16 protein-coding genes and 2 pseudogenes are annotated in these 20,676 nt (G+C 58.9%); 8 read left to right on the top strand and 10 right to left on the bottom strand.

The window, feature by feature from the left end; translation table 11 throughout:
• Positions 1 to 43: 43 nt before the first annotated feature.
• The 5 genes from DFS28_RS23070 to tpx form a co-directional block, all read right to left on the bottom strand.
• Positions 44 to 1,525: an efflux transporter outer membrane subunit gene (locus DFS28_RS23070; RefSeq protein WP_111451578.1), complete on the bottom strand. Its 1,482-nt coding sequence runs from the start codon at positions 1,523 to 1,525 to the stop codon at positions 44 to 46.
• Complete coding sequence (locus DFS28_RS23065; protein WP_111451577.1) at positions 1,522 to 4,629, bottom strand: efflux RND transporter permease subunit; 3,108 nt, start codon at positions 4,627 to 4,629, stop codon at positions 1,522 to 1,524. Before DFS28_RS23065 ends, DFS28_RS23070 begins: the two co-directional genes overlap by 4 nt.
• Positions 4,626 to 7,730 (bottom strand): MdtB/MuxB family multidrug efflux RND transporter permease subunit, encoded by a 3,105-nt coding sequence (locus DFS28_RS23060; RefSeq protein ID WP_111451576.1) that lies wholly within the window; start codon positions 7,728 to 7,730, stop codon positions 4,626 to 4,628. Before DFS28_RS23060 ends, DFS28_RS23065 begins: the two co-directional genes overlap by 4 nt.
• The gene (locus DFS28_RS23055) at positions 7,727 to 9,043 is read right to left on the bottom strand and encodes an MdtA/MuxA family multidrug efflux RND transporter periplasmic adaptor subunit (RefSeq protein ID WP_111451575.1); all 1,317 of its coding nucleotides are present in this window, start codon (positions 9,041 to 9,043) and stop codon (positions 7,727 to 7,729) included. The genes DFS28_RS23060 and DFS28_RS23055 overlap by 4 nt, the downstream gene beginning before the upstream one ends.
• A gap of 178 nt (positions 9,044 to 9,221) precedes the next feature.
• Positions 9,222 to 9,722, bottom strand: coding sequence for a thiol peroxidase (tpx, locus tag DFS28_RS23050; protein ID WP_008150862.1), 501 nt, complete (start codon positions 9,720 to 9,722; stop codon positions 9,222 to 9,224).
• A gap of 384 nt (positions 9,723 to 10,106) precedes the next feature.
• Here tpx and DFS28_RS23045 point away from each other — a divergent pair, with 384 nt between their 5' ends.
• Both DFS28_RS23045 and DFS28_RS23040 read left to right on the top strand, forming a co-directional pair.
• Positions 10,107 to 10,532 carry a YciI family protein gene (locus DFS28_RS23045; RefSeq protein ID WP_111451574.1) on the top strand — a complete coding sequence of 142 codons (426 nt, stop codon included), beginning with the start codon at positions 10,107 to 10,109 and terminating at the stop codon, positions 10,530 to 10,532.
• A 447-nt stretch (positions 10,533 to 10,979) separates the two neighbouring features.
• Entirely contained in the window at positions 10,980 to 11,210 is a 231-nt protein-coding gene (locus tag DFS28_RS23040; protein WP_225607460.1) for a hypothetical protein, read from the top strand.
• On the opposite strand, the pseudogene DFS28_RS30955 reads toward DFS28_RS23040, so the two are convergent.
• A pseudogene (locus DFS28_RS30955) lies at positions 11,180 to 11,293 on the bottom strand (DUF3313 domain-containing protein); the annotation flags it as partial. The gene DFS28_RS23040 and the pseudogene DFS28_RS30955 overlap by 31 nt on opposite strands.
• Positions 11,294 to 11,376: 83 nt before the next feature.
• Between DFS28_RS30955 and DFS28_RS30950 the strand changes: the two are divergent.
• Positions 11,377 to 11,610, top strand: a pseudogene (locus tag DFS28_RS30950) (hypothetical protein); the annotation flags it as partial.
• Between the two features lie 30 nt (positions 11,611 to 11,640).
• Positions 11,641 to 11,772 (top strand): hypothetical protein, encoded by a 132-nt coding sequence (locus DFS28_RS30945; protein WP_256596902.1) that lies wholly within the window; start codon positions 11,641 to 11,643, stop codon positions 11,770 to 11,772.
• Between the two features lie 226 nt (positions 11,773 to 11,998).
• On the opposite strand, the gene DFS28_RS23025 is transcribed toward DFS28_RS30945, so the two are convergent.
• The 3 genes from DFS28_RS23025 to DFS28_RS23015 all read right to left on the bottom strand — a co-directional run bounded on the left by DFS28_RS23025 (position 11,999) and on the right by DFS28_RS23015 (position 15,194).
• Positions 11,999 to 12,967, bottom strand: a complete 969-nt coding sequence (locus tag DFS28_RS23025) for a hypothetical protein (RefSeq protein ID WP_111451572.1) — start codon at positions 12,965 to 12,967, stop codon at positions 11,999 to 12,001.
• Between the two features lie 77 nt (positions 12,968 to 13,044).
• The gene (locus tag DFS28_RS23020) at positions 13,045 to 13,524 is read right to left on the bottom strand and encodes a DUF934 domain-containing protein (protein WP_111451571.1); all 480 of its coding nucleotides are present in this window, start codon (positions 13,522 to 13,524) and stop codon (positions 13,045 to 13,047) included.
• Positions 13,521 to 15,194 (bottom strand): nitrite/sulfite reductase, encoded by a 1,674-nt coding sequence (locus DFS28_RS23015; protein WP_111451570.1) that lies wholly within the window; start codon positions 15,192 to 15,194, stop codon positions 13,521 to 13,523. Before DFS28_RS23015 ends, DFS28_RS23020 begins: the two co-directional genes overlap by 4 nt.
• 459 nt (positions 15,195 to 15,653) lie before the next feature.
• On the opposite strand from DFS28_RS23015, the gene ccoN reads away from it, so the two are divergent.
• Positions 15,654 to 17,081 (top strand): cytochrome-c oxidase, cbb3-type subunit I, encoded by a 1,428-nt coding sequence (gene ccoN / locus DFS28_RS23005; protein WP_111451672.1) that lies wholly within the window; start codon positions 15,654 to 15,656, stop codon positions 17,079 to 17,081.
• A gap of 15 nt (positions 17,082 to 17,096) precedes the next feature.
• A complete protein-coding gene (locus DFS28_RS23000) occupies positions 17,097 to 17,318 on the top strand; it encodes a cbb3-type cytochrome c oxidase subunit 3 (protein WP_111451569.1) in 222 nt (73 codons plus the stop codon).
• A gap of 144 nt (positions 17,319 to 17,462) precedes the next feature.
• Here the strand turns inward: DFS28_RS23000 and DFS28_RS22995 are convergent, their stop codons facing one another.
• Complete coding sequence (locus DFS28_RS22995) at positions 17,463 to 17,957, bottom strand: hypothetical protein (protein ID WP_111451568.1); 495 nt, start codon at positions 17,955 to 17,957, stop codon at positions 17,463 to 17,465.
• A gap of 248 nt (positions 17,958 to 18,205) precedes the next feature.
• Between DFS28_RS22995 and DFS28_RS22990 the strand changes: the two genes are divergently transcribed.
• Both DFS28_RS22990 and DFS28_RS22985 read left to right on the top strand, forming a co-directional pair.
• Positions 18,206 to 19,579 carry a hypothetical protein gene (locus DFS28_RS22990; protein WP_256596899.1) on the top strand — a complete coding sequence of 458 codons (1,374 nt, stop codon included), beginning with the start codon at positions 18,206 to 18,208 and terminating at the stop codon, positions 19,577 to 19,579.
• 100 nt (positions 19,580 to 19,679) lie between these two features.
• On the top strand, positions 19,680 to 20,615 hold the full coding sequence (locus DFS28_RS22985; protein WP_111451567.1) for a halovibrin HvnC: 936 nt from the start codon (positions 19,680 to 19,682) through the stop codon (positions 20,613 to 20,615).
• Positions 20,616 to 20,676: the final 61 nt, after the last annotated feature.

Genomic DNA, 20,676 nt, shown 5'->3' with positions numbered 1-20,676 from the left:
GCAGCCCAACGGGGATAAATCCCCTCGCCACAGGTCGCAGCCCCTACTCTTTTTCGCTTACTTGCAATGCCCCATCCCAGCCACCGCCCAATGCCGCGATCAACTGCACGCTGGCAATCAACCGGCTCTGCAACAGGCTCAGCATGCTGCGTTCATTGTTCAACGCTGTGGCCTGAACGACCACCACGCCCAGATAAGCGATCACACCGGCCTTGTACTGGTTCTGGGTCAGGCGCAAGGATTCACGCGCCGCGTCCAGTGCTTCCTGGCGCACGCCCGCTTCGTCTTCCAGAACCTTGAGCTGCACCAGATAGTTTTCCACTTCACGGAAGCCATCGAGCACGGTCTGGCGGTACTTGGCCACGGTCTCGTCGTAAGCCGCTTCGCTGCGGTCTACTTCCGCGGAGCGCTGACCGCCGTCGAACAAGGTCATGGCCAATTGCGGTCCGACCGACCAGAAGCGGTTTGGCAAGCTGATCCAGTTGGCATAGGTGCTGCTGCTATAGCCACCGTTCAGACTCAGGGTGAAGTCCGGGTAATAGGCCGCCTTGGCCACACCGATGTTGGCATTGGCCGCCATCACCGAGCGTTCGGCGGAGGCGATGTCCGGGCGGCGCTCGAGCAATTGCGAAGGCAGGCTCAGCGGTATCTCGGGCAACGCGGGAATGTCTTTGGTTTCAGCCAGGCTGAACTCGGCCGGCGGTAGCCCGATCAGTACGGCGATGGCATTCTCGAATTGAGCACGCTGCCAGATCAGATCGACCCTGTCAGCCTGGGTGCTTTTAAGCTGAGTCTGGGCCTGCGCCACCGCGTCCTTGCCGGAGACACCCGCGCGGTACTGGTTTTCAGTCATTGTCAGCGAGCGCTGATAGGCCTCGACCGTCGCTTCCAGCAGGCGTTTCTGCTCGTCGATCACCCGCAATTGCAGGTAGTTCTGCACCAGTTCCGACTGCTGGCTCAAGCGCATCGCCGCCAGATCGGCATAACTCGCCTCGGCGTTGGCGGTGTCGGCTTCAAGGCCTCGGCGCAACTTGCCCCAAACGTCGGCCTCCCAACTGACGCCGGCCTGTGCGGTGTAAGTGTCGCGAATCCCGCTGGAAGAACTGGTCAGGCTCGAACTGCTGCTGCCGGTGCCCTGGCTGGAGCGGTTTTTCCCGACGGTCAGGTCCACGGTCGGAAAAAACGCGCCACGGGCACTGCGCACCAAGGCCTGGGCCTGACGGTACTGGGCTTCGGACTGCGCGACGGTCTGGTTGGCACTGTTTAGCTTTTCGATCAGGCCATTGAGCTGCTGATCGCCATACAACTCCCACCAGGCGCCACGGGCCAGGGAATCGCTGGGATTGGCCTGACGCCAGCCTGCCGCTTCCTTGTATTGCGCCGGCGCAGCCGCTTGCGGGCGCTGGTAATCCGGGCCGATGGCGCAGGCGCTGAGCATCGCCACGCACAGCGCCAGGCTCAACAAACGCGAGCCTCGGGCCGTTACCAGCGGTGCAGCCAGAGTGATAAGCGAACGGTCAGTCATAGCGGAGTTTCCAGAGCAGCATCGGTACGCACCCCACGCCAGTGGTTGAAGCGATGGCGCAGTTTGTCGAGATAGAGGTAAACCACCGGGGTGGTGTAAAGGGTCAGCACCTGGCTGAAAACCAGTCCGCCAATGATCGTCAGGCCCAGTGGCTGACGCATTTCCGCACCTTCGGCACGGCTCAGCAGCAACGGCAACGCGCCGAGGATCGCCGCCAGGGTGGTCATCAGAATCGGCCGCAGACGTTGCAGGCAAGCGCTGCGAATCGATTCCAGCGGCGCCATGCCCTGATGCCGTTCCAGCTGCAAAGCCAGGTCGATCATCAGAATGGCGTTTTTCTTCACCACGCCGATCAGCAGGAACAGCCCAAGCAACGAGATCAGGCTGAACTCACCGCCCAGCGCGTAAATGGACAGCAACGCGCCGACCCCGGCCGACGGCAAGGTCGAAAGAATGGTCAGCGGATGGATGTAGCTTTCATACAGCACACCGAGCACCAGATACACCGCCACCAGCGCCCCGAGAATCATCCACGGCTGGCTCTTCTGGGTCGCGGCAAAGGCGTCGGCAGTGCCGGCCATTTTCACGATCACGTCTTCCGGCATACCCAGTCTGGCGATAGCCCGCTCGATGGCCGCCGTGCCCTGCTCCACCGCCACGCCTTCGGCCATGTCGAAGGAAATGCTCTCGGAGGCGAATTGCCCTTCGTGGCTGACGCGGTCGTCTTCCAGGCTGTTTTCGTAATGAGCGATGGTCGAGAGCGGAATCCGCGCACCGTCAGCCGTGATCACCTGAACCTGTTTGAGGGTGCTCGGGTCCTGGGCATATTTCGGATTGACCTCCATGACCACCTGATACTGGTTAAGGCTGTCGTAAATCGTCGAAATCTGCCGCTGGCTATAGGCGTTGTTCAGCACCGCGGTGACCATGTCCATGTCGACACCCAGGCGTTTGGCCTGATCGCGGTCGACGATCAGGGTCACCTGTTGGGCGCCGCGCCCTTCACGTGCGTCAATCGCGGTCAGTTCCGGCAAGGCCTTGAGCGCGGTCACGACTTTCGGAAACCACTCGCGCAACTCACCAAGGTCGGCGCTTTGCAGGATGTAGGAATACTGCGACGTGGTCTGTTCACGACCGCCACCAAACTGCAGGTCCTGATCGGCCATCAGCATCAGCTGTGCACCAGCGACCTTGGGCATTTCCTTGCGCAGGCGTTCGATGACCTTTTGCGCGGACAGGTTGCGTTCCTTGATCGGTTTCAGCCGCACCAGCATGAAGGCGTTGTTGGTGCCGTTGGTACCGCCGATGAAGCCGGCGACGCTTTGCACCGCGTCATCCTTGAGCACGGCGCGGCGGAAGGTTTCCATTTTTGGCTGCATCACATTGAATGACAGTCCGTCGTCACCGCGTACGAAACCGATCAGCTGGCCGGTGTCCTGCTGAGGCATAAATGTTTTAGGAACAACGACATACAGCGCAATGTTAACGCCGACTGTCACGATCAGGCTAAGCAACGTCAACCGGCGGTGACGCAGCACCCAGTCAAGGCTTGTGGCGTATTTGCCGACCATCCACTCGTTGGCGCGCTGGCTCCAGCGCTGCAAACGGTTTTCCTCACCCGGCGTATGCGGCTTGAGCCAGCGGGCGCAGAGCATCGGCGTCAGCGTCAAGGAGACCACCAGCGACACCACGATGGACGCCGCCAACGTGATGGAAAACTCGCGAAACAGGCTTTCGACAATCCCGCCCATAAACAGGATCGACAGGAACACCGCCACCAGCGAGGCGTTCATCGACAGCAAGGTGAAGCCGACTTCCTGCGCCCCGAGGTACGCGGCCTTCATCGGCGGTACGCCTTTGTCGATGTGCCGGGAAATGTTCTCGAGCACCACAATGGCATCGTCCACCACCAGCCCGGTGGCCAGAATCAGCGCCATCAGCGACAGGTTGTTCAGGGAGAATCCGTAGAGGTACATCACCGCAAAGGTGCCGACCAGCGACACAGGCACCGCAAGGGTCGGAATCAACGAGGCGCGGAAGTTACCGAGAAACAGGAACACCACCAGAATCACCAGCGCCACGGCAATCAGCAGGGTCATTTCCGCTTCGTGCAAGGTCGCCTTGATCACCGGCGACCGGTCCATCGCCACGTTCAATTTCACGCTGGCCGGCAACACGGCCTGCAGCGCCGGCAGTTGAGCTTTGATCGCGTTGACCGTCTCGATGATGTTGGCGCCGGCCTGGCGGTTGATCACCAGCAGTACCGCCGCATCGTTGTTGAAGAAGCCGCTGTTGTAGCGGTCTTCGACGCCGTCGCTGACCTTGGCCACGTCCTTCAGGCGCAGGGCCGCGCCGTCCGCGTAGTGAATGATCAGCGACTCGTAATCCTTGGCTTTCTCCAGTTGATCATTGGCCTGAACCTGCCACAACCGCTGGCTATCTTCGACCGACCCTTTGGGCCGGCGCACGTTGGCGTTGGCGATGGTGTTACGCACATCGTCCAGCGCCACGCCGTACTGGTTGAGCGCCTGCGGTTCGAGTTCGATGCGCACCGCCGGCAGGGAACTGCCACCGATTTGCACTTCACCGACGCCCTGCACCTGGGACACGCTCTGGGACAGAATCGTCGAGGCCAAATCGTAGAGCTGGCCCTTTTCCAGTACGTCGGAGGTCAGTGACAGCACCATGACCGGCGCTTGGGACGGGTTGACCTTCTTGTAGGTCGGCATGCTGCGCATCCCGCTCGGCAACAGGTTGCGCGAAGCGTTGATCGCCGCCTGTACTTCCCGCGCCGCGCCGTTGATGTCGCGGTCCAGGTCGAACTGCAAAATCACCCGGGTCGAGCCCTGGCTGGAGCGGCTGCTCATGGTGTTGACCCCGGCGATGGCGCCGAAGGAACGTTCCAGCGGCGTGGCCACGGTCGAGGCCATGACCTCCGGGCTCGCACCGGGCAGACTCGCCTGGACCACGATCACCGGGAAGTCCATCTGCGGCAGCGGCGATACCGGCAACAGGCCGAAGCTCACGCCGCCCAGCAGCAGGATCGCCAGGCTCAGCAACATCGTCGCGACCGGCCGCTTGATGAAGGGTCCGGACAGGTTCATGGCTGCTCTACCGCTTCCACGGCTTCAGGCTTGCGACCCCAGCGCCGACCGAGGCGGTCGAAGTACAGGTAGATGACCGGAGTGGTAAACAGCGTCAGCACCTGACTCACCAACAAGCCACCCACCATCACCAGACCCAACGGTTGACGCAGTTCCGCGCCGGAACCGGTCGCCAGCATCAGTGGCACCGCGCCGAACAACGCGGCCAGCGTGGTCATCAGAATTGGCCGGAAACGCAGCAGCGCCGCCTGATAGATCGCCGTTTCCGGGTCCACGCCCTGATTGCGTTCAGCGTCGAGGGCGAAGTCGATCATCATGATCGCGTTCTTTTTCACGATACCGATCAACAAAATGATGCCGATGATCGCGATCATGCCCAGATCATTCCCGCTCAACAGCAACGCCAGCAAGGCACCGACCGCTGCCGAGGGCAAGGTCGAGAGAATGGTGATCGGGTGGATGTAACTCTCATAGAGCACGCCGAGCACGATGTACATGGTGACCACCGCCGCCAGAATCAGCAGCAAGGTGCTCGACAGCGACGCCTGGAATGCCTCGGCCGCGCCCTGGAACTGGGTCTGCACGCCAATCGGCATGCCGATGTCCTTCTGCACCTGGTCGATGATCTCCACCGCATGCCCCAGCGCCACGCCGGGCGCGAGGTTGAACGACATCATCACTGCCGGAAACTGCCCGATATGAGTGATCGCCAGTTGGGCCTGACGTTCCTCCATGTGCGCCAGACTGGACAGGCGCACTTGCCCGCCGTCGGTGGTTTTCACGTGAATCTGGTTCAGCGCCTCCGGGCCGATCCTCTCGCCCGACTGCGATTGCAGCACCACGCGGTACTGGCTGGCCTGGGTGTAGATGGTGGAAATCTGTCGCTGACCGAAGGCGTCGTACAGCGCATCGGTGATGTTCGACACCGACACACCGACCCGCGACGCCGCATCGCGGTCGATCACCAGATAGACCTGTAGGCCCTTGTCCTGCAAATCGCTGGCGACGTCGGTCAGCTCAGGCCGCTGGGCCAGTGCGTCCACCAGACGACCGCTCCACAGAGTGAGCAACTCCGAGTCCGGCGACGACATGCTGAACTGATATTGAGTCCGGCTGACGCGGTCTTCGATGGTCAGGTCCTGCACCGGTTGCATGAACAGGCGAATGCCGGTGAGTTTGTCCAGTTCCGGTTGCAGGCGTGCAATCACCTCGGTGGCGCTGAGGTCGCGATTGCTGTGGGATTTGAGGTTAATCAGCAGCCGACCGCTGTTCAGTGTCGAGTTGTCACCGTCGATGCCGATGTAGGACGACAGGCTTTCCACCGCCGGATCCGCCAGGATCACTTTGGCCAGTTCCTGCTGACGTTCGCTCATGGCCGCAAAGGAAATCGACTGCGGCGCTTCGGAAATACCCTGGATCACCCCGGTGTCCTGCACCGGGAAAAAGCCCTTTGGCACCACCATGTAAAGGAACACGGTCAACGCCAGTGTGCCGATGGCCACCATCAGGGTCAGCGGTTGATGCTTGAGAACCCACTTTAACTTGCGCCCGTAAGCCGCGATCATCCAATCAATTGTGGCGCCGCTGGCCCGGTAGAAACGGCCCTGCTCTTCTTCCTTCGGCTCACGTTTGAGCAAACGCGCGCACATCATCGGCGTCAGGGTCAGGGAGACGACAAGGGAAATCAGGATCGCCACCGCCAGGGTGATAGCAAATTCACGGAACAGCCGCCCCACCACGTCGGCCATGAACAGCAGCGGGATCAGTACGGCGATCAGCGACACGGTCAGGGAGATCAACGTGAAGCCTATCTGCTTGGCGCCCTTGAGCGCTGCATTCAGGGGGCTGTCGCCCTCTTCGATAAATCGGGAAATGTTCTCCAGCATGACGATCGCATCGTCCACCACGAAACCGGTGGCGATGGTCAGTGCCATCAGGGTCAGGTTGTTGACCGAGAAACCTGCGAGGTACATCACACCGAAGGTGCCGATCAACGACAGTGGCACGGCCACTGACGGAATGATCGTGGCGCTGGCCCGACGCAGGAACAGAAAGGTCACCATCACGACCAGCGCAATGGCGATCAACAATTCGTGCTGCACGTCGGTGACCGAGGCGCGGATGGTCTGGGTGCGGTCGGTCAGCACGGTCACTTCGAGACCGGCCGGCAGGTTGTCAGTGATGCTCGGCAGCAGGGCTTTGATCCGGTCAACCACTTCGATGACGTTGGCGCCAGGTTGACGCTGGATGTTCAGCAGCACGGCCTGGTTTTCATTGGCCCACGCCGCCAGACGTTCGTTTTCCGCGCCATCGACGATCTCCGCCACGTCCTTGAGCCGCAATGGTGCGCCGTTGGCGTAGGCGAGGATCAGGTTGGCGTAGTCCTTGGGCGAGGTCAGTTGATCGTTTGCATCGAGCATCGACACCCGGGTCGGGCCGTCGAAGTTGCCCTTGGGCTGGTTGACGTTGGACGCGCCGATCAGGGTGCGTACGTCCGACAGGTTCAAGCCATTGGCCGCCAGCGCCTCAGGGTTGACCTTGATCCGCACCGCCTGACGCTGGCCGCCAGCAATGCTGACCATGCCGACGCCGCTGATCTGGGCAATTTTCTGCGCCATGCGCGTGTCGACCAAATCATTGAGTTTGGGCAGCAGCATGGTCTTGGAGGTGATGGCCAGGGTCAGCACCGGGGTGTCCGCCGGGTTGACCTTGTTGTACACCGGCGGCGCCGGCAGGTCCTTGGGCAGCAAATTGGTCGCAGCGTTGATCGCCGCCTGCACCTGCTGCTCGGCGACGTCCATGTTGATGTCGAGGCTGAAACGCAGGGTCAGCACTGAAGCGCCGCCGGAACTGGTCGAGGCCATCTGGGTCAGGCCGGGCATCTGCCCGAATTGACGCTCAAGGGGCGCCGTCACGGCGCTGGTCATCACATCCGGGCTGGCACCGGGATACAGCGTCATGACGCGGATGGTCGGGTAATCGACCTGAGGCAATGCCGACACTGGCAACAACCGATAGGCGATCACGCCGGCCAGGATAATGGCCAGCATGCTCAGGGTCGTGGCGACCGGGCGAAGGATGAACAGCCGCGAGATGTTCATGCGCCGCCCTTTTTCGCCTTGTCGGAGGTCGTCGCGTCAGGCGTCGAAGCGGCCGATTTGCCTTGCAGGTGCCCGGTCGGGGTGGTCGGTACATCCTTGGTGTCGTTGACCACTTCCACTTCGCTGCCTTCCTTCAAGCGGTCGGTGCCTTCAAGGACCACGCGATCTCCAGGGGCCAAGCCTTCGGTAACCACGGTGTTTTCACCATCACTGGCGCCGACTTTCAACTGACGAATAGCGACTTTCTTGTCGCCGTCCAGGGCATAGACAAACGTGCCGTTGGTGCCGAACTGAATCGCTGCCGAAGGTGCGAGCACCACGTCTTTGAGGGTGTCGGCCAGCAGGTGGACGTTGACGAACTGGTTCGGGAACAGCGCCTGATCGCGGTTCTCGTAGCGCGCCTTGAATTTCAGGGTGCCGGTGGTGACGTCGATCTGGTTGTCCAGGCTCTGCAAGACGCCAGTGGCCTGCAACTTGGTGTCGCCACGGTCCCAGGCTTCGGCGGGCAGTTTGGCACCGGTGCGATAACGGGCCAGCACAGTTTCCAGGCTGTTTTCCGGCAAGGTGAAGGCAACGCTGATTGGTTGGGTCTGGGTGATGATCACCAGGGCGGTGGTGTCGTTGGCTGCCACCAGGTTGCCGACATCCAGCTGACGCAAGCCCACACGTCCGGCAATCGGGGCGCGGATCTTGGTGAATTCCAGATTGAGCTTGGCGTCGTTGACCGCCGCCTGATTGGTTTTGACCGTGCCCTGATACTGGCCCACCAGCGCTTCGGCGGTGTCCAGGGTCTGCTTGGCGATACTGTCCTCGCGATACAGGCCGCGATAGCGTTCCACATCGACCTGGGCGTTTTTCAGTTGTGCCTGGTTCTGCAGCAAGGTGCCTTCGGCCTGAAGCAAGGCGTTCTGGTAAGGACGCGGGTCGATTTCAGCCAGCAGATCGCCAGCCTTGACCATCTGCCCTTCCTCGAATGAAATCTTCATCAGTTCACCACCGACGCGGCTGCGCACATTAATGGTGTTCAGCGCCGTCACGGTGCCCAGCGCCTTGTAGTACAGCGGGAAGTCGCCCTTGACCGCTGGCGCGACACGCACTGGAACCGGCCCGGTCGCCCCGCCGAAACCCGGACGCATCCCCCCCGACTTGCCGGTATGCCCGGCAACGGCTTTTTGCCCTGCGCCCTCTTTTTGGGCAGTGCCAGCGGGCCAGAACTTCCAGCACAGGCCAGCGATGACCAACAGGACAAGCAGGCCGAACAGCCAGCGACGGGGACTACGGGAAACGGAGGATTGCATGGAATGATCAACCATTGGGCGCGTGGGCTTCTTCTACAGGAGGCTGAACGATAAGCACTGGCGGGCATTAAGCAAAGCGGCTTTACCGGCAATTTACCTTCGGCTTACGTAACAGGATGTTTTGCCAAGACACTGAATCACAAATGAAAACGGCCTGGACAGTGCCAGGCCGTTAACAATTGTAAAACTAGACTTACTTCAGAACAGCAAGTGCCGCTTCGTAGTTCGGTTCTTCAGCGATTTCCTTGACCAGTTCGCTGTGCAGAACGTTGTCGTTTTCGTCCAGAACCACGACGGCACGGGCGGTCAGGCCTTTGAGCGGGCCGTCAGCGATGGCAACGCCATAGTTCTCGATGAACTCGGCACCGCGCAGGGTCGACAGGTTCTGTACGTTTTCCAGGCCTTCGGCGCCGCAGAAGCGCGCTTGAGCGAACGGCAGGTCAGCGGAGATGCACAGTACGACCGTGTTGGCGACATCGCTGGCCTGGGCGTTGAACTTGCGAACCGACGTCGCGCAGGTTGGGGTATCGACGCTTGGGAAGATGTTCAGCACTTTGCGCTTGCCGGCGAAGCTCGCCAGGGTCACGTCGGACAGATTGCCGGCAACCAGGGAAAAGGCTGGCGCCTTGGAACCGGCTTGTGGCAGTTGGCCGTTGACTTGAACCGGGGAGCCTTTAAGAGTGACTTGAGCCATGAACGGAGTCCTTCTGAACGTTGTTGTAGAGAATTTTGAAGAGGCCGAAGTTAACCACGAAATGGCCCGACGACCTATGCCCAGATACAAATTGTGAAGTGTCGCCCCCTAAATTGGATACAACTCCAACAATCAACACAATTCCCTTGTGGGAGCGGGCTTGCTCCGGGCGGCGTTCCGACGAATACAGTGTGCCAGTCAAAGCAGATGTCGACTGACACGACGCCTTCGCGAGCAAGCCCGCTCCCACAGGGTCGGTGTACAGCGTACCGCCCTCGCCGGCCACAACCAGGCATTCATGACGAAAGGCAGCCAGCGTTGTCGATTCAGGCGACGGCCATTCGACTAGTCTGTGAATCACTCACAACCACCGGAGATAAGACCATGCGATTCATGATCATTGTGAAAGCCAGCCCCGATTCCGAGGCCGGTGTGATGCCCAGCGAAGAACTGATGACCGCGATGGGCAACTACAACGAGGAATTGACCAAGGCCGGCATCCTCATCGACTGCGATGGCCTGCAGCCCAGCAGCAAAGGCGCCCGTGTACGTTTCTCGGGTGACCAGCGCACGGTGATCGACGGCCCGTTCGCCGAAACCAAGGAGCTGATCGCCGGCTACTGGATATGGCAGGTGAAGTCGAAACAGGAGGCGATCGAGTGGGTCAAGCGCTGCCCCAATCCGATGCCGGGCACCGACGCCGAGATCGAGATTCGCCAGGTGTTCGAAGCCGAAGATTTCGGGGACGAGTTCACACCGGAACTGCGGGAGCAGGAAGAGCGGGTGCGTGCGCAGATGAAGAAACATTGAGGCGCTGAGGGGGCGAGCGCGCTCGCTCCCTCAGGACGACTGCATGCAAGCGGTCTTAACCGAGCAAGCGCAGCATATTGCGGTGCCGAGCCTGATCAAACACTGTGGATTCAGGTGATAGCCATTCGAAACCACAAAACCGGTAAAGGCGTTTTAACTGACAAATCGAATCCGACGGTGTGAGGTGGCTGCTCCACCCAACGGGGACCAAGAATCCCCCCCTTCGACTGGCGAACACCGCGTTAACTGCTAGCTTCAACAGACGTGTCCTACAGGCTTGAAAGGAAGGAGATTACGCAGTAATGGTCGAGAAGTGCCGGGTCGTCCAATGAGCCACTAATGCCACTCGCCCTATCCAAACGGCGCTACAGTACCGGTGAAATAACAGGCAACAGTTCACGCTGTTCACCGGGATCAACGTCATCTTCGGCAAATGAGGACTTTGATATGCACATTGCAATTCGCGCAGCCGGTTTCAGCCTGATGACGATGTTCGTAAGTTGCGGCGTCGGTGCCCAGGAGCTTGATACGCGGATCGCCAAGATCGCGATGGAACACGAAATGCCAGCCCATGAATCGATCGCCAGGCTATGCCGAACTGGACTGCCAACAGGCGATTCGACGATGGGCCTCTCAGCCTCAACACATCATTTAGACTTGAGCTTCAAATACGACTGATGCAGATCTGAGACCCAGCCATCGATCACACCCTTCACGTCATCAGCCTTCATGACCTGAGACTCGTTTTCCAAGGGTTTGCCTCACCCTCGGCGTTTTGCTATTGGCCATAGCGGGCATCGGCTGGTTTCTGTTCAGCAGCAAACCGGCCCCCGTGAGCTAGCCCCACGGCCCAGCCTCCAACCACCTGGAATGGACGGCAAAAAAAGGCGATCTGGTCCATGCCGGTTTTGCCGTCGACCTGAAGGACAAGAGCGCCACTGTCGAAATCGAAACCTGCGCCCGCTGCCACTCGCGCCGCGCGCCACTGGGCGACGGCTTCACCGCCGACAAGCGTCTGATGGATGACTACCTGCCGTGCCCCCTGACCCGCGAGTTGTACAGCGGCAAGGTCGATGAAGCCTGCCAAGAGCTGGAGCGGTTGCTGAAAGTGCAACCGGCCAATCGCAATGCCCGGTTGTCGTTGATCCAGTACTACCTGGATAACGGGCAGGAACCCAAGGCGCAGGTGCTGTTGCAGGGCTGGAAGAAAATGAACAGGGGGGATCCGGCGTTGAAGTGATCTGGAGTACATCCTTGAGATCCACCCCCTCACCCCAACCCTCTCCCCACGGGGGCGAGGGGAAAGGGAGCCGATCTTCAAGCCTTTCAAAACCGGAGATCGACTCGAAATTTCAGGTCGATATAACTCGAAAAAACTCCTCGGCCAGTCCCCTCTACCCCTTGGGGCGGTCCGACGTTTCGGGAGGGTTAGGGTGAGGGGTGGATCTAAATAACACCGCACATCCTCACCAGGACGATCCACTCTTGGCCGCCAACTCCCGCCGACTATTCGCCCGCATCGCCTTGATCAACGACACCGTGCCCACCAGCAAAATCGCCGAACCGAACAGGAAGTCAATGTTGTACAGCTGAAAGTCCTGCAACGGCCCCACCAGAAACACCCGGATCGCCCCGATACTCACCAGCGTGGCCAGAAAATCAATGCCTGGCTCGTCGCGATAAAACACGTGCATCAGCGGCAGGCAAATGACCAGCAGCAACAGCAAGACAATCACCTTGAACGAGCCCTTGCGCTCGACGCTGAACGCGCATTCATTGGCGGCGTAAGGTTTGTAATCCTCGTCGCGCACCAGCGAGTTTTTCTCATTGATGTACTCGACCCGGTTGTACTTTTGAATAGGCGTAAAGGTGTTCGACATCTCCATCACCGTGGTGATGTGGCGGAAGCGCAAGTCGATGCGCTCATTGCCCTTGAGGTAATACAGCACCGGTTTATAGCCATAGCGGTAGGTGTCGAAGGGAAACTCGGTGGCGCGCCCCTGCACGCCAATCGGGCGTGGCTCGAGCTCCGCGTAGGCGCTTTTGTTGTCTGAGGCGAGGTTACGGCTCAGGGGTTTGATCCTGACCTGTTCGAGGAAAATCGGCGTGGCGCCGTAGGACCATTGCAGCGGTTCCAGGCGCAAGCGCAGCTCGTTATGGCCCAGGTCGTAGCGGTTGAAGGTGCGCTCGGAAACAATCACCGCGCCGCTGAGCATGAACTCGCCACGCAGATTGTTGGTGATGCGCAGGGTCAGTTGATCCTTGCCCAGCGACAGCGCATCGGCGGCCGGTGGCGTGCCGCACCAGGCGTAACTGTCGAACGCACCACCCAACTGCCCGCCGCGGTTTTCCTGAAACACATAAAAGTAACCGCCCCACAGGGTCAACATCAGCAGTAACGGGGTTAACCCTAAAATCTTCTTGCCCACACTCAAACCAGACTCCTTTCGGTACGACTTCCTTATGAGATGCGGACTCTACCAAAGTGACATCATCGACCCAAGCGAAACCCTCAACGTCGCCTGAACAACGGCCGCGGCTCAATCACCGAACGCCCATACAGCACGCTCATCCCAGCCAGCCCTTTGAGCGCATCTTCGGCGGACTTGCCCTCACGCACCGCGAAGCTGTCGAACCCGCATTGACGCATGTGGCTGAGTTGATCGCGCAGTACGTCGCCGACCGCGCGTAACTCGCCCGTCCAGCCCATTCGAGTGCGCAGCAAGTACGCCTGGCTGTAACCGCGTCCATCACGGAAACTCGGAAAATCCAGGGCAATCAGCGGCAGGTGTGAAAACCACGGTTTGAGGCTTTCCACCTCATCGTCCGGCCCCAACCACACGCCCTTTTGCGGTGGCCCTTCAAGCCAACGGGCCAACGGCAGAATCACTGCACCCGCCGGCCATTCATCGTTGACATTCCTGACCAGGGTCCAGGGATCATCAGCGACAATCCGCGCCACACCCTCCTCCAGCCGCAGCAAATTGTTCATGCCGACACCTCCAGCAGCTTCGGATAGACCTGCTCTTTGAACGGTTCCAGACCGATGCGCTGCAAGGTGTCGACAAACACTTCCTCACTCTCGCGGTAATTGACGAACGTGGCGATGATTTGCTCGATCACCTCGGGCACTTCGGCGGCGCTAAAAGACGGGCCGATGACTTTGCCCAATGCGCTGTTCTTGCCCTGAGCACCGCCGAGGGTGATCTGGTACCACTCGCTGCCGTTCTTATCGACCCCCAGAATGCCGATGTTGCCGATGTGATGGTGGCCGCAGGCGTTCATGCAGCCGGAGATGTTCAGGCTGATGTCGCCCAGATCATGCAGATAGTCGAGGTCTTCGAAGCGTGCCTGTATGGCTTGCGCGATGGGGATCGACTTGGCATTGGCCAGCGCGCAGAAGTCGCCGCCGGGGCAGGCGATGATGTCGGTCAGCAAGCCGATATTGGCGCAGCCTAGGCCCTGTTCGCAGGCCAGGCACCAGAGCGTGTAGAGATCAGCCTTGGGCACGTCGGGCAACACAATGTTCTGTTCATGGGCGATGCGAATTTCGCCAAAACCGAACTGCTCGGACCAACGGGCAACCGCCTCCATTTGCTCGGCCGTGACATCCCCCGGCGGCGAGGCAATGCCCGGTTTGGTCGATAGCACCACGCTGGCATAGCCCGGCACTTTGTGCGGCTGGACGTTGCGCGATACCCAACGGGCGAAGGCCGGGTTTTCGGAAAGGCGTGTGCCGAAATCAAGGTCGGTGTCCGCCAGAGCGCGATAGTCCGGCGGCACAAAAGCACTGGCCACGCGCTCATACTCGACGTCGGTCAACTGCGCCGGGCCGTCCTTGAGGTACTGCCACTCCTCTTCCACTTCCCGGGCAAAGGCTTCGATGCCCAGCGCCTTGACCAGAATCTTGATCCGCGCCTTGTACTTGTTGTCGCGCCGACCGTGGCGGTTGTAGACCCGCAGCACCGCCTCAACGTAGGACAGCAGGTGCTGCCACGGCAACCCTTCACGGATCTGTAAACCAAGGATCGGCGTGCGCCCCAACCCGCCGCCGACAATGACCCGCAGCAACATCTGTCCGTCAGGTCCCGGGTAAAGATAGAGGCCGATGTCATGCATCATGATCGCCGCCCGGTCCTGCTCCGCCGAGCAGATAGCGATTTTGAACTTGCGCGGCAGGAACAGAAATTCCGGGTTGATGGTCGACCACTGCCGGAGGATTTCCGCCAGCGGTCGCGGGTCGATCATTTCATCCGCAGCCACCCCGGCAAAGGCTTCGGTGGTGATGTTGCGCACGCAGTTGCCGGAGGTCTGGATCGCGTGCATTTCCACTTGCGCCAGGCGTTCGAGGATGTCCGGCACCTGGGCCAGTTCGATCCAGTTGAACTGCATGTTCTGCCGCGTGGTGAAGTGGCCGTAGCCACGGTCGTAATCCCGGGCGATGCTCGCCAGCGTGCGCATTTGCGGCGCGCTTAACGTGCCGTAAGGAATCGCCACGCGCAGCATGTAGGCGTGTTTTTGCATGTACAGACCGTTTTGCAAACGTAGCGGCAGGAATTCTTCTTCGCTCAACTCCTGCGCCATGAAGCGTTCGACCTGATCGCGAAACTGCGCGACCCGCTCAAAGACCAGGGCCCGGTCATAGTCATCGTACTGATACATGTGGCTACCTCATCAGGATTGCTCGGGCTCTGCACAACCCCTGTGGGAGCGACCTGTGGCGAGGGGATTTATCCCCGTTGGGTCGCGAAGCGGCCCCGCGTCCGTCCAGACAGATCCTTTTGTCCGGATTGACGACTGCTTCGCAGCCGAACGGGGCGGTGCGACGTTTCGCTAAATCCCCTCACCACAGGTCGCTCCCACAGGGATTTGGGTGAGTTAGAAGCTCTATGGCCCGTTTTCTTGAGGTGACTATGGACCTGCGGCGCAATGCGTTACAGATTCAGTTGGACGCTAAAAAACCGTATCAGGTTGTGGCAGATGGCCGCAGGGTTACCTTAAGTCTGATCCGCATAAATGATGTTTTCCTGAGCCTGTTTTGTTTTTCGCAAGGTTTCTACAGTGCACGACATGCCAGTCCGGGTGGCCTGGCAAGACTTTGCAACCGTGGAAGCATTGACCATGAGCACAGCAACAATCGGACAGGCCTACAACTACAAGGTCGTCCGCCAATTCGTCGTGGCAACCGTGGTTTGGGGTGTCGTGGGGATGGCGATGGGGGTCTGGATCGCCTCGCAACTGGTGTGGCCGCAGATGAACCTCGACCTGCCATGGACCACCTTCGGCCGCTTGCGCCCATTGCACACCAGCCTGGTGATTTTCGGCTTTGCCGGCAGCGCGCAATTCGCCGCCAGTTACTACGCGGTACAGCGTACCTGCCAAGTGCGGCTGTTTTCGGACAAGCTTGCGGCATTCACTTTCTGGGGCTGGCAATCGGTGATTGTGGTTATGCTGATCACCCTGCCCCTGGGCTACACCACCACCAAGGAATACGCCGAGATCGAGTTCTCCGGCGCGGTGTGGATGACCGTGGTCTGGGTCGCGTATGCCATCGTCTTTTTCACCACCGTGGTGCAGCGCAAGACCAAGCACATCTACGTCGGCAACTGGTTCTTCGGCGCGTTTATCGTGGTGATCGCCATGTTGCACGTGGTCAATCACCTGGCGATTCCGGTGGACTGGCTCAAGTCCTATCCGGTGTATTCCGGGGCGACCGACGCCATGGTGCAGTGGTGGTACGGGCACAACGCGGTGGGTTTCTTCCTGACCACCGGGTTCCTGGGGATGATGTATTACTTCGTGCCGAAACAGGTTGGGCGGCCGGTGTATTCCTATCGCTTGTCGATTGTGCACTTCTGGGCGCTGATCACCCTGTACATCTGGGCCGGCCCGCATCACTTGCACTACACCGCGCTGCCGGACTGGGCGCAGTCGCTCGGCATGGCGATGTCGCTGATCCTGCTGGCACCGAGCTGGGGCGGGATGATCAACGGCATGATGACGCTCTCGGGGGCCTGGCATAAATTGCGCACCGACCCGATCCTGCGCTTTCTGGTGCTGTCCCTGGCCTTCTACGGGATGTCGACCTTCGAAGGGCCGATGATGGCGATCAAGACGGTCAACGCCCTCTCCCACTACACCGACTGGACCATCGGCCACGTTCACGCCGGCGCTCTGGGTTGGGTGGCAATGATCACCTTCGGCTCGCTGTACCACATGATCCCGAAAATCTTCGGTCGTACGCAGATGCACAGCATCGGGCTGATCAACGCGCACTTCTGGCTGGCGACCATCGGCACCGTGCTGTACATCGCCTCGATGTGGGTCAACGGCATCACCCAGGGCTTGATGTGGCGTGCGATCAACGATGACGGCACGCTGACTTACTCCTTCGTCGAAGCCTTACAGGCCAGCCATCCGGGGTTCGTGGTGCGCTTCGTCGGCGGTGTGTTCTTCCTCAGCGGCATGTTGTTGATGGCTTATAACGTCTGGCGCACGGTGCGGGTTTCGGACATCGAAATGGCCCACCGCGAAGCGCAGATTGCCTGAGGCGAGGGGCTTGAGATGATTGAGGTCGTGCTGAATGTGTTGGGCGTCGTGGGGCTTTGGCTGGCGGTTGAATACTGCCTGAAACACCAGACGACAGAGAGTCTGGATGAAGCCAGTTTGATTCCGTTTGCCGATGACCCGGAGGTGGCGCGGCGGGTGGAGTTGGCGACGGGCAAGGCCGTGAAGGCCGTGGCGCCGGAAGAAGCGAAACCGGGCTGGGACAACCTGGAATTCTGACGCCACGCCGATCAATGTGGGAGCGGCGATGCGGCGATCCGCCTTGCTCGCGAAGGGGCCATAACATTCAACATCATTGTTGAATGTAAGACTGCTTTCGCGAGCAAGCCCGCTCCCACAGGGGTATGTGTCAGGTCAGAGGACTCAGCCACGCTCGCGGGGAATCAGGCTCTGCAACTGCTGCGCCAGAAAATTCGCATCGAATGCAAAGGTATCCGGGTCTTTCAAGCCATTGGTCTTGCGCCATTGCCAGCTGCTGGACGGTGGCAGGCACACCAGCGAAATGCTGCCGTACCGCGCCGCTGTCAGGCCCATCACAGCCAGCGAAATCTGACCGCCGGCCCCCTTCACATCGGGCACAAACTCCACCGGCTTACCGGCGATCACAATGGACAGCTTCTCGGTCTTGAAGGTCGACGTTTCGACCGGCACGCTCGGTCCCGAGGCGACATAGGCCTCGCGGCTCACCTCCAGCAGATTCGGCGCCTGGACCGGTTCCAGCCATTGCTGGATCTGATCGAACAGTTCACCAATGCGCGTCGCCCACACGGCCGATTGCGACTCGAACAGTTGCTTCTTGTGCGCTTCGCTTTCTGCGTAATGGCGAAGCATCTCACCCAGTTGCTGTACGTCGTCCATTGCGGTGTTCCTTTGTTGAAGCGGTGTTGCGGTTTTTGAGCATGGCAGATTGAGCACAGGACTGTTCGATTAAAACGGCGACTGATGCGTGAGTGGCCGGGGAAATTACGACAAACGGTACCGAAAAACACAATTTATGCAGCTTTACCTGTCATATCTGACAGTAGCCAACTCGTTTGAGCGAGTGTTTGATAGAACCGCCACCTAAATAACCGGGATGGTGAAAGTCACGCTCAAGGAGGCAGGTGATGGAGTATCAAACCAACAGCAATGTTCTGGTCCTTTTTCCGGTGATCATCCCTGGGTGGAAAACGCCAGTCATTCATGAGTCCAATCCGCATGGGGGCATCCCACTTTCCCTCTTCGAAGAACATCCTGAGGGACTTTTATGCGTTATTGACCCTTGGCTCAATAAGGCTATAGACGAACGCGTTGATCTGTTCGTGGACGGCAGAGCAACTCCCGTGACTGGCAAAACCATTGGGCCAGACGAGGAAGACGTTCGTGTTCGACTGTATATCCCCAAAGGCATACTTCACGACGGTGTCAACGAGATCTTCTACCAAGTATTGAGGGTAGGTCAGACAACACCCGAAGAGTCGCTGAAATTAAAAGTTCTCTACCATACCCTTGCACCAGGAGAACCCGGCCATGCGATGAGCAAGGTTCAGGTCTCTGCCGATGTGCAAACCAACGGCGTGGGTAAAGCCCAGGCGGAGCGCGGTGTCGTGGTCGGGTTTGATTATCCCAATAGACGCGCCCATGACGATATTCGCCTGACTGTTGGCACAACCTATGTTGATCATAAAGTTTCTCCCGGGGAAGCCCTTCCAGGCAGTCCGGTTGTAACCGAGACGCTCTTCACCCCCACTTTCGAAAAAGCCGGCGACAACCCGCGCACCCCCTTCTGGTACAGGGTCACTGATCAACTAGGTAATTCATCCGGCGCGTCCGCGAGTATCGAGGTAGACGTACATCTGAAAGAAGAACAACTCGATCTTAAGCCACCCAAAGTGCTGGAAGCCAAGGAACAGAACGGTACTGTATTAGACTTCGAAAAAGACTTTTACGAAGCCACGTCCGCCACCGTCGAAGTCGCTTTCACCGGATCCGCCCGCGGACAAACCGTCAAAGTTTATTGGCTCGGGCGAAACTCGACGTATGGCAGCGAGATACAAACTGTCTCCGTTGCAGGCCAGACCCTGAAATTCCTGGTACCCAGACTGGAAGTTATCGATTGTATTGGTACTGGTGCGCAGGTCAGCTACACAGTCAGGCTGCCAGGTACGGCCAAGGATTTGCCTTCTGAAGATTTACGCATCAGGGTTACCCCCCAAAAGCATCACCTTCCAGAACCCACGCTTTCCTCAGACAAATTGAACATCAGGGCGTATTACCCCACATTGGATGGCGATTACAAAGTGCGTCTTGCAGTGTTTGGCAAAGTCACTCGCTACAGTGAAGAGTTCAACATTATCCAGCCGTCTTACACCAATATAGCGGTTCCCCAGTCGTGGCTGACTGAAAATCGTGGCCTCCCGGTCATGTTCAACTGCACGCTTAAAAAGACTGACACCAATGAGCCGCTTATTTTTTCATGGTGCTTAAGGATTACTTTATAACCGCCACGCATGCAGATCCGTTTTAGTTAAACAACGCAAACAAACAAACGCACTATTGAAGCCGCGCCACTTCGACGTCGGCTTCCACAAGGGGATTGTCATGTTTAAAACAATCGGGTTTCTTTTATTCGCTTTAATAGCGGGCTGCAGCCATCTCGATCGACATTCAGAAAATGAAATCGGCGCCTTCAACAACGCCAGTACGCAAAGTGGCATCACTGTCGCAGCACAACTTAATACGCTTTACGGCAGGAAATTTGCCAACTGCAATAATTCGAATTCACAACCTGCATTTCTTTGTTCGGGCGTCACACTCAGAGTTACGGTTAAGGACCCAGCCAACCAATATAAAGTATGGGACCCGAGCCCCACGTCGATAAAAAGTGGTGGTGTTTCGTTCTCTTACCTAAGAGCGGATACCAACTTTGGACGACTGGCCTGGGGCTACGGTAATGGTTTTATCCTGTACCCCATCTTTGAAGCACCCGCCGACAAGATCGACCTGGACTACCTGTGCTCGTATCCCATGGACGGATGGACCTGGCATCGAAGCCAAACGTCAGTCTGTGTTCCCCATCGCGATTACCCCGTTCAAAGTCAACTTTGCCACAACGCGGGCGTGACCACTGCAGAACAATGGCTGGCTGTATGGAACATATCGGGCGGCAACCCGAACCTACGACAATGCGGTTTCGACATTACCGATGACCGCAACGCCCTGGCAGCACCGGCGTTTTATCAATCCCTTCGAGCAAAGAGCCTGCTGGGTGCTACGGGGTTTAACGGGCATAACGAAACCATTATCAAGACCTGGACTCCCGGTCGCCCCAATACATTTCCGATCATGGCATTCTTTTACATTTACGGCGGTACCGACACGAAACCGCTCGCCGATGCGCAGTACAACCAACGGGACTTCTACAACTCGACCAATCCCAAAATCGTGGTACCGATCATTCGCCTGACACCCGCGAATAGCCCCACTGGCGTTGCTACTTTTACATTCGTCGCCGCAGATCAAGTGGTGACTCAATGAACACTCTAACGTCGCGCTCTTTTCGTACGGGACTGAACGTTATCCGTCATACCCTGTCAGG

Origin of the sequence: Pseudomonas sp. 478 (genome assembly GCF_003254125.1) — a bacterium.
Classification (GTDB): domain Bacteria; phylum Pseudomonadota; class Gammaproteobacteria; order Pseudomonadales; family Pseudomonadaceae; genus Aquipseudomonas.
The sequence above is the reverse complement of the archived record's forward strand: the minus strand, read 5'-3'. Positions and strand labels throughout refer to the sequence as shown.

What these genes read in the sequence shown, in the direction of transcription:
- DFS28_RS23070 (WP_111451578.1), bottom strand. Translation starts at nt 1,525, where the DNA reads ATGACTGACCGTTCGCTTATCACTCTGGCTGCACCGCTGGTAACGGCC.
- DFS28_RS23065 (WP_111451577.1), bottom strand. Translation starts at nt 4,629, where the DNA reads ATGAACCTGTCCGGACCCTTCATCAAGCGGCCGGTCGCGACGATGTTG.
- DFS28_RS23060 (WP_111451576.1), bottom strand. Translation starts at nt 7,730, where the DNA reads ATGAACATCTCGCGGCTGTTCATCCTTCGCCCGGTCGCCACGACCCTG.
- DFS28_RS23055 (WP_111451575.1), bottom strand. Translation starts at nt 9,043, where the DNA reads ATGGTTGATCATTCCATGCAATCCTCCGTTTCCCGTAGTCCCCGTCGC.
- tpx (WP_008150862.1), bottom strand. Translation starts at nt 9,722, where the DNA reads ATGGCTCAAGTCACTCTTAAAGGCTCCCCGGTTCAAGTCAACGGCCAA.
- DFS28_RS23045 (WP_111451574.1), top strand. Translation starts at nt 10,107, where the DNA reads ATGCGATTCATGATCATTGTGAAAGCCAGCCCCGATTCCGAGGCCGGT.
- DFS28_RS23040 (WP_225607460.1), top strand. Translation starts at nt 10,980, where the DNA reads ATGCACATTGCAATTCGCGCAGCCGGTTTCAGCCTGATGACGATGTTC.
- DFS28_RS23020 (WP_111451571.1), bottom strand. Translation starts at nt 13,524, where the DNA reads ATGAACAATTTGCTGCGGCTGGAGGAGGGTGTGGCGCGGATTGTCGCT.
- DFS28_RS23015 (WP_111451570.1), bottom strand. Translation starts at nt 15,194, where the DNA reads ATGTATCAGTACGATGACTATGACCGGGCCCTGGTCTTTGAGCGGGTC.
- ccoN (WP_111451672.1), top strand. Translation starts at nt 15,654, where the DNA reads ATGAGCACAGCAACAATCGGACAGGCCTACAACTACAAGGTCGTCCGC.
- DFS28_RS23000 (WP_111451569.1), top strand. Translation starts at nt 17,097, where the DNA reads ATGATTGAGGTCGTGCTGAATGTGTTGGGCGTCGTGGGGCTTTGGCTG.
- DFS28_RS22995 (WP_111451568.1), bottom strand. Translation starts at nt 17,957, where the DNA reads ATGGACGACGTACAGCAACTGGGTGAGATGCTTCGCCATTACGCAGAA.
- DFS28_RS22990 (WP_256596899.1), top strand. Translation starts at nt 18,206, where the DNA reads ATGGAGTATCAAACCAACAGCAATGTTCTGGTCCTTTTTCCGGTGATC.
- DFS28_RS22985 (WP_111451567.1), top strand. Translation starts at nt 19,680, where the DNA reads ATGTTTAAAACAATCGGGTTTCTTTTATTCGCTTTAATAGCGGGCTGC.